The organism is Pseudomonas sp. AC193 (assembly GCF_979258075.1).
In genome coordinates, this window is record NZ_OZ409832.1 from 4,593,856 (window position 1) to 4,609,968 (window position 16,113).

13 protein-coding genes are annotated in these 16,113 nt (G+C 61.0%); 7 read left to right on the plus strand and 6 right to left on the minus strand.

What is annotated here, in order from left to right; genetic code table 11:
• Positions 1–23: 23 nt before the first annotated feature.
• Together cueA and cueR are read left to right on the plus strand one after the other, a co-directional pair.
• Positions 24–2,417, plus strand: a complete 2,394-nt coding sequence (gene cueA, locus ACZZ0D_RS20740; RefSeq protein ID WP_463554158.1) for a copper resistance metal-translocating P1-type ATPase CueA — start codon at positions 24–26, stop codon at positions 2,415–2,417.
• Positions 2,414–2,827: a Cu(I)-responsive transcriptional regulator gene (gene cueR, locus ACZZ0D_RS20745; RefSeq protein ID WP_064387762.1), complete on the plus strand. Its 414-nt coding sequence runs from the start codon at positions 2,414–2,416 to the stop codon at positions 2,825–2,827. The genes cueA and cueR overlap by 4 nt, the downstream gene beginning before the upstream one ends.
• On the opposite strand, the gene ACZZ0D_RS20750 is transcribed toward cueR, so the two are convergent.
• The 3 genes from ACZZ0D_RS20750 to ACZZ0D_RS20760 all read right to left on the minus strand — a co-directional run bounded on the left by ACZZ0D_RS20750 (position 2,781) and on the right by ACZZ0D_RS20760 (position 6,642).
• Entirely contained in the window at positions 2,781–3,989 is a 1,209-nt protein-coding gene (locus ACZZ0D_RS20750; RefSeq protein ID WP_463554159.1) for an MFS transporter, read from the minus strand. The genes cueR and ACZZ0D_RS20750 overlap by 47 nt on opposite strands.
• Before the next feature lie 159 nt (positions 3,990–4,148).
• Complete coding sequence (locus ACZZ0D_RS20755) at positions 4,149–5,045, minus strand: PA4780 family RIO1-like protein kinase (protein WP_053116938.1); 897 nt, start codon at positions 5,043–5,045, stop codon at positions 4,149–4,151.
• A gap of 319 nt (positions 5,046–5,364) precedes the next feature.
• On the minus strand, positions 5,365–6,642 hold the full coding sequence (locus tag ACZZ0D_RS20760) for an acetyl-CoA C-acetyltransferase (protein WP_159813463.1): 1,278 nt from the start codon (positions 6,640–6,642) through the stop codon (positions 5,365–5,367).
• A 257-nt stretch (positions 6,643–6,899) separates the two neighbouring features.
• Between ACZZ0D_RS20760 and ACZZ0D_RS20765 the strand changes: the two genes are divergently transcribed.
• The 4 genes from ACZZ0D_RS20765 to ACZZ0D_RS20780 all read left to right on the plus strand — a co-directional run bounded on the left by ACZZ0D_RS20765 (position 6,900) and on the right by ACZZ0D_RS20780 (position 13,214).
• Positions 6,900–8,252: a 3-oxoacyl-ACP reductase gene (locus ACZZ0D_RS20765; RefSeq protein ID WP_463554160.1), complete on the plus strand. Its 1,353-nt coding sequence runs from the start codon at positions 6,900–6,902 to the stop codon at positions 8,250–8,252.
• Positions 8,253–8,255: 3 nt separating this feature from the next.
• The gene (locus ACZZ0D_RS20770; RefSeq protein WP_463554161.1) at positions 8,256–9,110 is read left to right on the plus strand and encodes a MaoC family dehydratase; all 855 of its coding nucleotides are present in this window, start codon (positions 8,256–8,258) and stop codon (positions 9,108–9,110) included.
• A gap of 487 nt (positions 9,111–9,597) precedes the next feature.
• Positions 9,598–11,412: a collagen-like triple helix repeat-containing protein gene (locus tag ACZZ0D_RS20775; RefSeq protein ID WP_463554162.1), complete on the plus strand. Its 1,815-nt coding sequence runs from the start codon at positions 9,598–9,600 to the stop codon at positions 11,410–11,412.
• A 131-nt stretch (positions 11,413–11,543) separates the two neighbouring features.
• The gene (locus ACZZ0D_RS20780) at positions 11,544–13,214 is read left to right on the plus strand and encodes a ShlB/FhaC/HecB family hemolysin secretion/activation protein (protein WP_463554163.1); all 1,671 of its coding nucleotides are present in this window, start codon (positions 11,544–11,546) and stop codon (positions 13,212–13,214) included.
• 596 nt (positions 13,215–13,810) lie between these two features.
• On the opposite strand, the gene ACZZ0D_RS20785 is transcribed toward ACZZ0D_RS20780, so the two are convergent.
• The 3 genes from ACZZ0D_RS20785 to ACZZ0D_RS20795 form a co-directional block, all read right to left on the minus strand.
• A complete protein-coding gene (locus ACZZ0D_RS20785) occupies positions 13,811–14,221 on the minus strand; it encodes a response regulator (protein ID WP_053116932.1) in 411 nt (136 codons plus the stop codon).
• Positions 14,222–14,284: 63 nt separating this feature from the next.
• Positions 14,285–14,497: a Flp family type IVb pilin gene (locus ACZZ0D_RS20790; protein WP_159813475.1), complete on the minus strand. Its 213-nt coding sequence runs from the start codon at positions 14,495–14,497 to the stop codon at positions 14,285–14,287.
• A 118-nt stretch (positions 14,498–14,615) separates the two neighbouring features.
• The gene (locus ACZZ0D_RS20795; RefSeq protein ID WP_463554827.1) at positions 14,616–14,822 is read right to left on the minus strand and encodes a Flp family type IVb pilin; all 207 of its coding nucleotides are present in this window, start codon (positions 14,820–14,822) and stop codon (positions 14,616–14,618) included.
• A 338-nt stretch (positions 14,823–15,160) separates the two neighbouring features.
• Between ACZZ0D_RS20795 and cpaB the strand changes: the two genes are divergently transcribed.
• On the plus strand, positions 15,161–16,102 hold the full coding sequence (cpaB, locus tag ACZZ0D_RS20800) for a Flp pilus assembly protein CpaB (RefSeq protein ID WP_463554164.1): 942 nt from the start codon (positions 15,161–15,163) through the stop codon (positions 16,100–16,102).
• The last annotated feature ends 11 nt before the right edge of the window (positions 16,103–16,113 follow it).

Genomic DNA, 16,113 nt, shown 5'->3' on the forward strand with positions numbered 1-16,113 from the left:
ATCTACTACAGGGAGTACGACCGATGTCCGATTCCATCACTTTCGATCTGCCGATTGCCGGCATGACCTGCGCCAGTTGCGCCGGGCGTGTCGAGCGGGCCTTGAGCAAAGTCAGCGGCGCCAGTGCCGTCAGCGTCAACCTCGCCACCGAGCAGGCCCGTGTGCAAGCGCCGGGTGACAGCCTTGCGGCCTTGATGGAAGCGGTCGAGCGCGCCGGTTACAGCGTCCCGCAGCAAACTCTCGAACTGAATATCGAAGGCATGACCTGCGCCTCCTGCGTCGGCCGCGTCGAGCGCGCCCTGAATAAAGTCCCCGGGGTGAAAAGCGTCAGCGTCAATCTGGCCAACGAACGCGCCCACCTCGAATTGCTCGGTCAGGTCGATCAACAAATCCTGCTCGACGCCGTGAACAATGCCGGCTACTCCGCCAGCGTCTGGCAAGCCGAACACCCGCAAACCGATAGCCAACAGCAGAAGCTGAAGCACGAACGCTGGGCGCTGATCTGCGCGATCGCCCTAGCCTTGCCGCTGGTGGCGCCGATGTTGCTGCAACCGTTCGGCATTCACTGGATGCTGCCGGCCTGGGCGCAATTCGCCCTCGCCACGCCGGTGCAGTTCATCTTCGGTGCGCGTTTCTACGTCGCTGCGTGGAAAGCCGTGCGCGCGGGCGCCGGCAACATGGACTTGCTCGTCGCCCTCGGCACCAGCGCCGGTTACGGTTTGAGTCTCTACGAATGGGCCACCGCCGCCGGGCGCATGCCGCATCTGTATTTCGAAGCGTCGGCGGTGGTCATCGCCTTGGTACTGCTCGGCAAATACCTCGAGAGCCGCGCCAAACGCCAGACCGCCAGCGCCATCCGCGCCCTCGAAGCCTTGCGGCCGGAACGGGCGACTCAAGTGTTCGACGGCCGCGAACAAGATGTCGCCATCAGCGCCCTGCGCCTCAATGATCTGGTGCTGGTCAAACCCGGCGAACGCTTCCCGGTCGACGGTGAAGTCATCGAAGGCCAGAGCCACGCCGACGAAGCGTTGATCAGCGGCGAGAGCCTGCCGGTGCCGAAACAACCGGGCGACAAAGTCACCGGCGGCGCAATCAACGGTGAAGGTCGCTTGTTGGTGCGCACTCAGGCGCTCGGCGCCGAGACTGTGCTGGCGCGGATCATTCGTCTGGTCGAGGATGCTCAAGCGGCGAAAGCACCGATCCAGAAACTGGTGGATAAGGTCAGTCAGATTTTCGTGCCGACCGTGTTGCTGATCGCTTTGGCCACGCTGATTGGCTGGTGGCTGTACGGCGCGCCGCTGGAAACCGCACTGATCAACGCGGTCGCCGTTTTGGTTATCGCCTGCCCCTGTGCACTGGGCCTCGCCACGCCGACCGCGATCATGGCCGGCACCGGCGTCGCCGCGCGTCACGGCATTCTGATCAAGGACGCCGAAGCGCTGGAACGTGCTCATGAAGTCAGTAGCGTGGTGTTCGACAAGACCGGCACACTGACCTCCGGAACGCCGCGCATCGCCCACCTCAGTGCGGTGGATGGCGACGAAAATACCCTGCTGAAGCTGGCTGGCGCGTTGCAACGCGGTAGCGAGCACCCACTGGCCAAAGCCGTGCTGGATGCAGCGGCTGAACGTAATCTGCCGGTGCCCGATGTCAGCGACAGCCAGTCGCTGACCGGTCGCGGCATCGCCGGTAATCTCGATGGCCGACGTCTGGCCTTGGGCAATCGGCGCATGCTCGACGAAAGTGGTTTGAGCGCCGGCAACCTGAGCGAATCTGCCCAAGTCTGGGAAGCCGAAGGTCGCACGTTGTCATGGTTGATCGAACAAAGTCCGGAGCCGAAAGTACTCGGTTTGTTCGCCTTCGGTGACACCTTGAAACCCGGCGCACTGGAAGCCGTGCAGCAACTCGCCGCACGAGATATCCACAGCCATCTGCTGACCGGCGACAACCGTGGCAGCGCTCGCGTGGTCGCTGAAGCCTTGGGCATCCGCAATGTCCACGCCGAAGTCCTCCCGGCTGACAAAGCCGCGACCGTCGCCGAGCTGAAAAAAACCGGCGTGGTCGCGATGGTCGGCGACGGCATCAACGACGCCCCGGCCCTCGCCGCTGCCGACATCGGCATCGCCATGGGCGGCGGCACCGATGTCGCCATGCACGCGGCGGGTATCACTCTGATGCGCGGCGATCCACGGTTGGTGCCGGCGGCGCTGGAAATCAGCCGCAAGACCTACGCGAAAATTCGTCAGAACCTGTTCTGGGCCTTCGTCTACAACCTGATCGGCATTCCACTGGCGGCGTTCGGCTTCCTCAACCCGGTACTCGCCGGGGCGGCGATGGCGCTGTCGAGCGTCAGCGTGGTGAGCAATGCGCTACTGTTGAAAACCTGGAAACCCAAGGATCTGGAGGAGCACCGATGAACATCGGTCAAGCGGCCAAACACAGTGGCCTGAGCGCGAAAATGATCCGCTATTACGAATCGATCGGCCTGCTCAAAGCGGCGCATCGCACCGACAGCGGTTACCGGGTCTACGGCGACGATGACCTGCACACCCTGGCGTTTATCAAACGCTCGCGGGACTTAGGCTTTTCACTGGAAGAGGTCGGCAAACTGCTGACACTCTGGCAGGATCGCCAACGCGCCAGCGCCGATGTGAAGGCGTTGGCGCGTCAGCACATCGACGAGCTGAATCAGAAGATTCGCGAACTCGGCGAACTGCGCGACACCCTGCAAGACCTGGTCGAACATTGCAATGGCGACCACCGCCCCGACTGCCCGATCCTCAAGGAACTGGCGTCGGGCTGCTGCGCACAACCCGCGCGCGTTTGAGCGCCAACAGTTTAACCGTGAGCAATGTGCAAAGCGGAATGCCGTGGAACAACATGACCACGGCGCCCGGCGTCCACCACGCGTAGAACGGCGCAGCGATGAGCATGCCGATGCCGAAACCGGTCATTTGCAGCAACGTCAGCACGCTGAAGATTGGCAGTCGCAAGTGCTCGGGCTCGCGTTGCAGACGGGACATCAGGCCGACTTCGGAAAAGCCATCGCCCAGCCCCGCCGGCAATGAAAACAGCAGCAATCCGTAGAGGCTGTGCTGCTGGAACATCAGAATGAAACCGCAGGACATCAGTGCCACACCGAAGAAAAACCGCCGCTCCAGATGGATATTGTCCGAGCCTTTGAGGCGACTGGCGATGCGCGCGCCGAGCAGTTTGCCGCTGGCCCACACAGCGAGCATCAGGCCCAACGTGGTACTCGCCGAATCGGGCGTGAGCAGTTTCGAGATGATCGGAAAACCGACGTTGTGCGCGGCGCTGCCCAAGGTGTCGGCCATCGTCACCGCGAGCATCGCGGCAATCACCGGCGCACTGCGCAAGCCGTGCTTGAGCGCTGACCATTCACCGCGTTCGGGTTCCTCGTTGTCCGTCGGCGCGTTGAAGCGCAACGGTACGATCAACAGCGCCGCGAGCAGATAGGTCACGGCATTCAGGGCGAATACCGTTTCAAATCCGAATGCAGCTACCAGCAAACCCGATACGAGACTGCCGCCGACCATCGCTGCTGATGAGGCGGCGGTGATCCAGGCGTTGGCTTTGAGCAGTTGATGGGCGGGGATCAAACGCGGCAGCTGACTGTTGAGGCCGATGGCGAACATCGAATTGCCCAGGCCGAGGCCGAAGGCAATGAGCGGCAATAACCAGACCTGCTGGCTAACCGGTACGATCAACAGCAAACCGAGCACGCTGGCGCGCAACAGGTCGAAGGCAATCAGCGGCGCGCGACCGCTCCAGCGCCGGTAAAACGCAGTGCCGATGAGGCTGGCAAAAATCCCGCCGCCGACGCGACTGGCGAGGAAGATGCCGACGCTCATGGCGCTGTTGCTGAGCAGGTAGACGTAGGTGGCCAGCGCGACCATGTTGAGGAAGGCGCCGAAATCGGAGATAAGCCGCGCCGTAATAATCAGGTGGGTGTTGCGTTGGGTACTCACATACGATCCTTGTAGGAGCTGCCGAAGGCTGCGATCTTTTGATCCTGTTCTGATCGATCGCCAAAATCAAAAGATCGCAGCCTTCGGCAGCTCCTACAAGGGATTGGTGGTGTGCTGAAGACAAAAAACCCGGCCGAAGCCGGGTTTCTGTTCAAACGATCACTGCATCCACGGGGGTGGCGGTGGTTCTTCTGATTTGCCCTTAGGCTCGTCATCCGCCGCGCGGATTGCTTGCTTGCGCTCTTCATCAAGCCGCGCCGCTTCGATCTCGCGGATAACCCCGCCGACATCGGCCAGCTCTTCCGGCTCGTCGAACTCACCGGTCAGCACACTGTTCGGGTGCAAGGTGCCGGCTTCGTACAGCGCCCACATTTCTTTCGCGTACTTGGTCTTCTTCAACTCCGGTGCAAAGCGACCGAAGTACGAAGCCATGTTGCCAACGTCACGTTCAAGCATGCTGAACGCGTGGTTGTTGCCGGCAGCATCGACCGCTTGTGGCAGGTCGATGATCACCGGGCCGGTCGGTGTCAGCAGCACGTTGAACTCCGAGAGGTCACCGTGCACCAGACCGGTACACAACATCAGCACGATCTGCGAAATCAGGAACGCGTGATATTCACGGGCCTGATCGGCTTCCAGAACCACGTCATTAAGACGCGGCGCCGCATCGCCGTATTCATCGGCCACCAGTTCCATCAGCAGCACGCCTTCGAGGAAGTCGAACGGCTTGGGCACGCGCACACCGGCACCAGCCAGACGGAACAGCGCCGCCACTTCGGCGTTCTGCCAAGCGTCTTCGGTCTCTTTGCGACCGAATTTCGAGCCCTTGGCCATCGCGCGCGCCTGACGGCTGTTACGCACCTTGCGGCCTTCCTGATACTCGGCTGCCTGGCGGAAACTACGTTTATTTGCCTCCTTGTAGACCTTGGCGCAACGTAACTCGTTGCCGCAGCGCACCACATAAACAGCTGCTTCTTTACCACTCATGAGTGGTCGCAGCACCTCGTCAACCAGACCGTCTTCGATCAGCGGTTCAATGCGTTTTGGAGTCTTCATCAGCTTTTATTGTGGGTCCTTTATTACCAAACACGCGAATGTCACTCGTTATACGGCAATCCTCGCAGTACGGGGAGGGGTTGCCGACCTGTGAACCTGTGAATGCACACACTGTGCCGAAAAAATCGACCGTTGCGAATCATAGCCGAGCCTGTGTCACTTGTTGGTATCGGCCGTCGAGGGCATTTGCGACAGAATCTGACATGCAGAGCGCTCCCTGTAGGAGTGAGCCTGCTCGCGATAGCAGTACATCAGGCAACGATGATGTCGATTTTACCGCCGTCATCGCGAGCAGGCTCACTCCTACAAGGGACTGTGGTCAGCGTTCGATGATCGCGGTAACACCTTGCCCGCCGGCGGCACAAATCGAAATCAGACCTCTCCCCTTGCCCGCCGCCTCCAGCAGTTTGGCCAGGTTGGCGACGATGCGTCCACCGGTTGCCGCAAACGGATGCCCCGCCGCCAGCGAACTGCCCTTCACATTCAGCCGACTACGATCAATCGACCCCAACGGCGCATCCAGCCCCAACCGGGATTTGCAATACTCGGGATCCTCCCAAGCCTTGAGCGTACACAACACCTGCGCCGCAAACGCTTCGTGAATTTCGTAGTAATCAAAATCCTGCAAGCTCAGCCCGTTGCGCGCCAGCAAGCGTGGCACCGCGTACACCGGCGCCATCAACAGGCCCTCGGCACCGTTGACGAAATCCACCGCCGCCGCCTCACCATCGCGCAGATAGGCAAGAATCGGCAAGCCGCGCTCCTTCGCCCACTCTTCACTGCCGAGCAGCACCACCGAGGCGCCATCGGTGAGTGGCGTGGAGTTGCCTGCCGTCAGCGTGCCTTTGGCGCTTTTCTCGAACGCCGGTTTCAGCGCGGCGAGTTTTTCCAGGGTCAGATCCGGGCGCAGATTGTTGTCGCGGGTCAGGCCGAGGAACGGTGTCATCAGATCGTTGTGCCAGCCTTCGCTGTAGGACGCCGCCAGTTTCTGGTGACTTTCGAGGGCCAGTTGATCCTGCTCTTCACGCGGAATGTTCCAGGTCTGCGCCATCAATTCGCAGTGCTGGCCCATCGACAGGCCGGTGCGAGGTTCGCCGTTGCGCGGGAATTCCGGGATCAGGTGTTGGGGCCGCAGTTGCAGAAAGGTTTTCAGTTTGTCGCCGGTGGTTTTCGCGCGGTTGGCTTGCAGAAGGATTTTGCGCAGGCCTTCGCTGACGCTGATCGGCGCGTCCGACGTGGTGTCGACGCCGCCAGCGATGCCGCAATCGATCTGGCCGAGGGCGATTTTGTTGGCGACCAGCAATGCGGCTTCCAGACCGGTGCCGCAGGCTTGCTGGATATCGTAGGCCGGAGTGGCTGGCGACAAACGCGAGCCGAGGACGCATTCGCGGGTCAGGTTCATATCCCGTGACAATTTAAGCACCGCGCCCGCCACGACTTCGCCGATGCGCAGGCCGTGGAGGTTGTAGCGTTCGATCAGGCCTTCGAGCGCGGCAGTGAGCATTACCTGATTGCTGGCCGTGGCGTACGGCCCGTTGGAACGGGCGAAAGGGATACGGTTACCGCCAATGATCGCGACGCGGCGCAGCTGACTCATGAATAACTCCTTTTCCACATTATCGAATTTGATGCTGTTCCTGTGGGAGCGAGCTTGCTCGCGAAGAGTCCGGCACATTCACTATGTGCAGGGGCTGACCGGACGCTTTCGCGAGCAAGCTCGCTCCCACAGTTTCCGCATTTATCTGCCAGACCTGCTAAACCTCAGTGTTCTAGCGTAGGCCCTATTGCGTGGATCGAACGATTGATTGCCATCGGTAGTCCACACTTTGAACCCCAACTTTTGGAGAGCGTTCCATGTCTGACCGCTATATCGACTTCGCCAACTCGTCCTTCGGCCATCGTCTGGTCGGGGCGCTGGGCCTGCCGTCGCCGGTGCGACTGGAACGCTGGCAGGCTGGGCGCCTGCGGCCGGTGGAAGGTGCGCTGCTGATCGGTGGCGGGCCGCTGGCCGAGCGCGTCAGCACGTTCGCTAACCGTCTGACCGAAAGCATTTACCGCTACGGCGAGCAACCGGCGACCGCCACCGAATGGATTCCCGGCCATGGCCCGAAACTCAAAGCGGTGGTGTTCGACGCCAGCGAATTGCAGCACACCGACCAGCTCAAGCAATTGCGCGAATTCTTTCAGCCGCTGATGAAAAATCTTGAGAGCAGCGCGCATCTGGTGATTCTGGGCCGCGCCCCGGAAACTCTCAGCGATCCGTTCGCCTCCAGCGCACAACGCGCGCTCGAAGGTTTTTCGCGTTCGCTGGCCAAAGAACTGCGCAGCGGCGGCACGTTGCAGCTGATCTATGTCGGCGAAGGTGCCGAGGATCAACTGGAAGGCCCGCTGCGGTTTTTCCTTTCGCCGAAAAGCGCCTTTGTCTCCGGACAAGTGATTCGCCTGACTGCGTGCGCCACACAAGTCACTGACTGGACGCGTCCGCTGGCCGGTCGCAAAGCGCTGGTCACCGGTGCGGCACGCGGTATCGGCGCATCGATCGCTGAGACCCTCGCCCGCGATGGCGCCGAAGTGATTCTGCTCGACGTGCCGCCAGCGAAAACCGATCTCGAAGCCCTCGCCGCCCGCCTCGGTGGTCGCGCGATCACCCTCGATATCTGCGCCGAAGACGCCGCTACACAGTTGACCGAACACCTGCCGGACGGCCTCGACATTCTGGTGCACAACGCTGGCATTACCCGCGATAAAACCCTGGCCAACATGACCCCGGAATTCTGGGACGCGGTGCTCGCGGTCAATCTCAACGCGCCGCAAGTACTGACCAAAGCGCTGCTCGACAACGGCACGTTGCACGACAATGCGCGGGTGATTCTGCTCGCCTCGATCAGCGGCATCGCCGGCAACCGTGGGCAAACCAACTACGCCGCGAGCAAGGCCGGTTTGATCGGTCTGGCCCAAGCATGGGCGCCGACGTTGCTGGAGCGTGGCATCAGCATCAACGCGGTCGCCCCCGGTTTTATCGAAACGCAGATGACCGCGCACATTCCGTTCGGTTTGCGTGAAGCCGGGCGGCGCATGAGTTCGCTGGGCCAGGGCGGCTTGCCGCAAGACGTCGCCGAAGCCGTCGCGTGGCTGGGTCAACCGGGCACTGGCGCGTTCACCGGTCAGGCGTTGCGGGTTTGTGGGCAAAGTGTTTTGGGGGCTTAAGGCATGAGCATCGAATGGCACACGCTGGATCGCGAACCGAGCCTGCCGGGGCTTTACGCACGGGCCGCGACGCGACGCAAAATCACCGGCACCACCCTGCCCGACAGCGGTTTGCGCTGTTGGGTCGATGTCGATGGCAAGCGCCTGGCGGACTATCGCAAGGTCTGCGGCTTTGCCGATGACGGGCTGTTGCCGCCGACTTATCCACACATCCTCGCGTTCGCGTTGCAGATGCAATTGCTCACGGCAAAAGAATTTCCGTTTCCGCTGCTGGGGCTGATTCATTTGAGCAATCGCATTCGCGTGTTGCGGCCAATGGGCGGGATCAGTCGCGCGCAGGTCAGCGTGCGTGTGCACAACTTGCAGCCGCACCCCAAGGGCGCGACGTTCGATGTGCTGACCACGCTGGACGATCAACTAGGGCCGTTGTGGGAAGCGGAAAGTCAGATGCTTTGTCGCGGGGTGAAGCTCGAGGGCGAACCGGTGGAACAGCACTGGGAGCCTGCGCAAGCGTTGAGCGAAGTGGCGCGCTGGAAAGCGCCGGCGGACATTGGCCGGCAGTACGCCAAGGTTTCCGGTGACTACAACCCGATTCACTTGAGCGCCGCGAGTGCCAAGCTGTTTGGTTTTCCTACGGCCATTGCTCATGGTTTGTGGAACAAGGCACGGACATTGGCGGCACTGGCCGATCATTTGCCCAAGGCCAATCTGGAAATCACTGTGCACTTTCGCAAGCCGGTGCGACTGCCGAGCGAGGTGACGTTGCTGGCGAGTGCTGCGGGGTCGAGTGGTGAGTTGCGATTGGTGGGTGCGGAAGATCTGGAGCATATGGTTGGCCTGTGGCAACCGATCGCGTAATAAACGCAGAACCCTTGTGGTGAGGGGATTTATCCCCGATGGGTGGCGCAGCCGCCCCAAACCCAGCAAACACGTTCATCCTGATTCACCGCATTGAATGGATTTGCGGCTGCTGCGCAGCCGATCGGGGATAAATCCCCTCACCACAGGCTTGAGGTCGCACAGAGGATTGTGTTGATCCCGGAAACGGAAGGGTCGACCTGTTAATTGTGTATATATCACTTAAGTTTTCCCGCCTCCCCTCCCTTCCAATGAAAAAATCCAAGCCTTGATTTTCAAGGCTTTTTTTTGCGCGTTTATCACCTCGGTATTAGTCCTTAGGCGCTGCAAACGGCCCTCTATATAAAGGCGTTAATACCAACTTGAGAATGGCGGGAACCCGCGCCTGGACTGAGATTGCAGCAACGGACGAGGACATTGCCGGCGACATGAATCGGCGAGTCATCGAAGGCAACGAACGTTGTGACAGGTGCAAGGAATCTCGATCATGAAAACTCAAGTCTGGTCAAAATCTGCAATCGCTTTGGCAGTGGTTCTCTCTCTCGGTCTCGCCGGTTGCAGCAGCGGCGGTGGCGGCCATCACAGCAGCTCCGGCAGTTCTGCGCCGGCCAGCGATAGCGCTGCGGGTGGCGCCGGTGGCAGCGGAGATACTGCGGGAACTGGCGGCACTGGAGGCACAGGCGGTACTGATGGAACCGGCGGCACAGGCGGAACCGGTGGCACTGATGGCGGCACCGCTGGAACTGGCGGCACGGGCGGAACCGGTGGCACTGATGGCGGCACCGCGGGCACTGGTGGCACGGGTGGAACCGGCGGTACTGGAGGCACTGGAGGCACAGGCGGAACCGGTGGCGGCACTGACCCGACCAATCCGACCAACCCTACAGATCCAACCAACCCGACCAATCCAACCGTCCCTACCTTGGTGACCACGACATTGGTGCAAGATGTCGGCACCACCGTCAGCGGCGTCGGCAGCGGCGTTGGCCAGGTCGGCGATTCCCTGAGCACTGTTCCCGTGGTGGGTGGCGTCGTGCAAAGCGTTGCCAACACCACCGGCAATGTCGTCAGCACCTTGGGGGATGGCTTGGGCAACGGCATCGGCAAACTGGCCAGCACACCCAACGGTGTTGGCGTCACGGCGTCATCGGTCGGCGGCGTAGTAGCAGATGTCGGTGATGGCGTATCCGATGTCAGTGGCAAACTGGCCACCGCAACCAGCAGCGTGCCAGTGGTCGGCGGTATCGTCACCAAAGTCGCCCCTTTGCTGGATGGCGTCGGCGAAAAAGTCACCATGCTCGGTGACACCCTGAGCACAGCGACGACGACAGGCCCCCTCGGCGGCTTAACCACCCAGGTCAGTCAGAAACTGGTGCCGGTGATTGCCATGGTTGAAAGCACCACCGACAAGATCGGCAGCGCTACCGGTCTGGGCGCTCCACTCAACGGCGTGATCCAGAAAGTCGGCGGCACCGTTAACGACCTGGGTGGCAAAGTCACCGGCGCTGGCAACGGCAATGCCCTGACCAACACAGTCGGCGGAGCGTTGAGCAATGCCGGCACCGCCGTCGGCAAGGCGGGCGGCCTGGTATCCAACGGTACCGGTGGCGGTTCGGGTGGTGTCGGTGGTGGTCTGGGCGGCACTGGCCTGCTGCAAACCGTCGGCGGCGCGGTGGCCAATGTTGGCAGCGGCTTGAGCACTGGCAACAGCGCACTGGCAGCTCCGGGCGGCACCGTCGTCTCGGTCGGCAACACCGTCGCCTCGCTTAACACGGCTCTGGGCGGTTCGGGCACACCGATCACCGCACCGACCGCAACCCTGGCAACCATCACCAACACCGTCAGTACAGGCATTGCTCCGGTCACGACAGCCGTCACCAGCCTGACGCAAAATGTCGGCGCAGCGACCGGCCTTGGCAGCCCGGTCTCCAGCCTCACCGCACAGGTGGGCGGCGCAGTCAGCAACCTCGGTGGCGGCATCGCCGGTGCCACAAGCAACCCGGTTCTCAGCGCCGTCGGTGGCACCGTCGCCAGCGTGGGCACCACCGTCGGCGCTGTCGGAGGCCTGGTCAACGCCGGCACGGCGGGCGGAGGTACTGGCGCGACAAACCCGGTCACCTCACTGGTCAGTAACGTCGGCGCCACCGTCGGCAATACGGTCAACACTGTCGGCGGCACTGTAGGCGGCGTACTCAACACAGTCACCAGCACCGCGTCCGGCGCTGGCGGCACCGCCACCGGTGGTGGTCTGGGCAGCGTACTCGGTGGTCTGACCGGCACCCTGGGCGGCAACAAACGCTAAATTGCACCTGGCCGATTCGACGGCCTCACCTACAGCGCCTACGCTTGGTTGAGGGCGGAAGATTCCCACGAGTCTTCCGCTTTTTTCTTAGGAAAAATCAGCCCGGTGCTGTGATGACCACGGAGTGTCCTATGCGCGTAATGGCGTCTTTGCTGTTCCTCAGCCTCAGTTCCACTGCCCTCGCCGACACCCTGCCGACCTTTCTCAACTCCAACGAAACCATCCGCAACCTGCCCGTGCCCAACCTGCCGGCCGATGCCTATCGCCCGAACGCCGCGCCCGTGCAAGTCCCGGATCCCGGCGCTGCCGCCGCGCAGCCGTTGATGATGAGCACCAAGATCAACCTGAAAACCGTGCAGATCGAAGGCGGCACGATCTACCCGCTCACTGAACTGGCGGAAAATTACAAGCCCCTGATCGGCCGCGAAACCAGCCTCGCCGATCTGATCGAAGCCACGCGCAACATCACCCGCCGTTATCAACAGGACGGCTACCTGTTGTCCTACGCGTTCCTGCCGCAACAGAAATTCGACGACGGCGTTGCGCGCGTGGTGTTGGTGGAAGGTTACGTACGCGACGTACAAGTCGAAGGCGACGTCGGCCGCGTCAGAGGTCTGCTGGATAAATTCATCACCAAAATCCAGGCCGAACGCCCGCTGACCCGCAAGACTTTCGAACGCTACACCACGTTGATGACACGCATCCCCGGCGTCACCATCCAGGCGCAAGTGCCACCACCGGGCACCACCGACGGCGCCACCACCCTGATCGCCCAGGCCAGTCGCAAGCCGTTCACCAGCACACTCAGCACCACCGAAGACAACCGCAACGGCACTCAAGCATTGCTCGGTGTCAGCAGCAATTCGCAAACCTCGATGGGCGAACAACTGACCCTCAGCGGCCTGTTCCCGCCAGGTGACGATGACGAACATTACTACCGCGCCGACTACAGCCAATTCCTCGGATCCGAGGGCACACAACTGGCCCTGTCCGCCTCACGCTACCGCGCCGACCCCGGCACCAACCTGCGACTGGACAACGGCCTGGAACTCAAACCGCACCGCGAAAACGATCGCTACTCGATCGGCTTCACCGTTCCCCTGATCGCCGCCTCCAACGAACTGCTAACAGCCGGCTCGCGCCTCTACGCCGTCAACGACAAAACCCGCTACAACGTCGTCGGCTACCCGCTGAGCGTCGAAGAACGCACCGACATCCGCGCCCTCGCCTTCGAAGGCGACTGGCGCAAAGCCGATGCCAAACAACTGCGCATCCTCAGCGCCGGCCTCTACCAAGGCCTCGACAGCATGGGCGCAAAAACCAACAACACCGCCATCGACCTCGACTTCTTCCGCGCACGACTGTCCGGGGTGCAGAGCGATAAATTCTTCGACAACTGGCAAGGCGTGCTCTCCGCCGCTCTGTACTGGAGCGACGACAGCGTGCCCGACAGCGAACGCGCGGTATTTGGTGGACAGAATTTCGGTCGCGGCTATCCCGATGACCAAGCGTCCGGCGACAAAGGCTGGGGCGTGGCATACGAGGTCAACTACAGCTACAACCGCGAAGGAAGCTGGGTGCGGATACTGCAACCGTATGTGGTGCTGGATCGCTCGCGCAGCTGGTTCAATCAACTGCCGGTGCAGGCGAACAGCTTGTCCTCGGCGGCGCTGGGATTAAGGTTTGGCGATGCCAAGTACTACAACGTTGCCCTGGAAGCGGCGAAGGCGATGTCGGATGAAGCGCTGGATACGTTTAACCGGCGCACGCGATATAGCATCAGTTTTAGTTATCAGCTATGACGCGAGCCCCCTGTAGGAGCTGCCGAAGGCTGCGATCTTTTGATTTTTTTTAAGAGCAAGATCAAAAGATCGCAGCCTTCGGCAGCTCCTACAGTTTGGGTTGGAGGCATTCAGGTAGAGAGTGGCTGGCTGGGCGGGCCTCATCGCGAGCAGGCTCACTCCTACAGTTTGATTGGGTGTGTTCATGTGGAGATTGGTCGGCTCTCAGGCCGCCTTCGCGAGCAAGCTCAGCTCCTACGAAGATCAAAAGCAAAAACCCCATCGCCTTTGCCCCTAACCACTCAACACGATGAGCGCAAGCTCGGGTGCAGCTCTTGATCTTGGAGCCCGTCGGCAGGCTGAGTGGAGGGATTGATCCGGGGTGGGAGCGCAGCGACCGTTTGGCGCAGCCAAACACATCGAGAGGAGGTGCAGCGAAGCAAACCGTAGGCGATGAACCCCGGATCAATCCCGCAGCGAAGGAACCCGAGCCCTAGCGAGGGCCGAACGTCAGGGCAAAGACCTTTGGTTACTTTGGGGCGTTTGCCAAAGTGACCCGCCGTAAGGGCGGAACCCATATCCGCCATCACAAAAAAAACGGATATACCCCAAAAACCTCACCCCCGCCCAACCCCCCTAGGCTTGGGAAACAAATTATCCAAAGTCTCAAACAACCTCACGTGATAAATCGGCTTGCGAAACAGATCCACCACCTGCAACCGCAGCAAATCACTGACATCCTCCATATCCGCATGCCCCGACATCACAATCACCGGCAAATGCGCCCGCGACGTATGCTCACGCAAGCGCTTGATCAACGACATGCCCGACTCCTCAGGCATGCGCAAATCGGTAATCACCAACGCAATATCCGGATGCCGCGTCAAATGATGCAACGCCAACTTCACCGACGTCGCCGTATGACACACAAACCCCTCACCCTCCAGCAACTCAGCCAGTTCCAGCAACGCATCCTCTTCATCGTCAACCAGAAGCAACTGTTGGCGCGGCAGCGAGGAAGCAGTCATGGGCAATCCCTGAAAAACCGAAAGTGAACCCGAGTGTAGCGCGTCATTCGCCCATCATCGCGATCAGGGCGTCTGCACCGGAGCCGCTGGCGGGGTTCCGCCCAAGGACGTCAGCACACTGCTGAAAATGGCATAGACCTTCGCTCCTATCGGCGTAACGAACACCACAACCACCACAGCGACCATCGCCACCACAATCGCGTACTCGATGGCCGACGCCGCCTCGGTGCTCCCCAGGAACGAGCGCACACGAGCAATCACATATTCAAGCAACATGGCTATTCTCCTTCGCGCCAACCACTGGCCGGACACGGAAAATCCAACAGCCTCGTCAAAGCCTGAGCCCGCTATTCGTCAGCGCGCACAGGCCATGAAAAAGGAAGAGTGAGTTTGATCAGATACCGGGTTTAGTCTGCGCCGTGCCTTTAAGATTGGTCAGAATCACGTTGAAAATCGCCAGCACCTTGTCGCCGATAGGTGTCACAAACACCACGACGACCACGGCGACCATCGCCACAACGATCGCGTACTCGATCGCCGACGCCGCTTCGTCGCTTTTGCAGAATGTCCGGGCACGTGCCCGCAGATAGTCGAGAGTCATACGAAACATACGTCCACTCCTTCGCGCCTTTGGCGCCGATGTCACGCTACAGCGGCAAGGTTCCACCGTGCCATTTGAGCATTGTCAACAAACCCCCTCCCAACAACTGTAAGAACGGATTAATCACAAAGGATTAGTCCATTGGTGATCGGCCGTTTCCTGCTGTTAATTGGCCAACACCCCTACTTTAGTCAGTTATTTGTCTGTCACTAATGGCGTTTTGGCTTGGATCAGCTAGCGTGGAAATAGCGAAATAGTTGAATGTTCATAGCTGCCGGATTGCGAAATCTCTCGTTGAAAAAAGCGGTGGGTCGTGCAGCAGGAAAGGGAGAGCCGTCATGAACAGTCGCGTCACCATGGGCCTTGCAGCAGTGTTGTTGCTCGGCGCCGTTTTTGTCGGTTACTGGGGGCTGGTGCTCAGCCGCCAACCGGCACCTGTTGCCGAGGCGCCTGCCGCGCCGAACGTCGCCGTTGAAAAAACTGTCGCGATCGCCGAAGACCAGACCCGCCAACCGGTGGTGGTTCTGCTCCACGACGTGCCGCCATTCACGCCGCTGATCGCCGCCGACGTCACCGTGGAAAAACTGCGCAGCGCCCCGGCCGGCAGCTTGAGCAGCGTCGATCAAGCGGTCGGCCGCACACCATGGCGGCACCTCAGCGCCGGCACCTGGCTGAACGATGAAAGCTTCTCCGCCGGTGGCTCACTGGCACGCATGATCCACAGCGATGAACGCGCGCTGACCGTGGCCGTCGACGAAGTTATCAGCGCTGCCGGGCAATTACTTCCCGGTGACTACGTCGATGTCCTCCTCTACCTGCGCCAGGACGGCAGCAACTTGCAGCAGTCGGCGCAAATCGTTTTACCGGCCATGCGCGTGCTCGGCGTCGGTGATCAATACGGCCTGACCAACGACGGTCAACCCGCCTCCCCCGCGCTGAGCGCCGACGAAAAAATCAAACAGGATCAGCGCCGCATCGCCGCGCGCACCGTGGTGTTGGCGGTACCGGAACAACTGCTCAGCCGGATGATGCTCGCGACCCAGGTCGGCACCTTGCGCCTGGCCGTGCGCAGCAGTGAAGAACAACGTCTGGCGAAATACTGGGCCGGCGAAAGTCAGGCGCCCGCCCACATCGATAACGCCAACAGTCAACTCTTCCAGTTCACCCAACTGGCCCTCGGCGCGGCGCCAAAAGTGCCGTCCAGCGGTGGCTCCGGGGCAGTTGCACGGCCGGCGGTGGAGATCATTCGCGGCAACCAGATCACTCAACAAACCCCATGATTGCGCAAGGA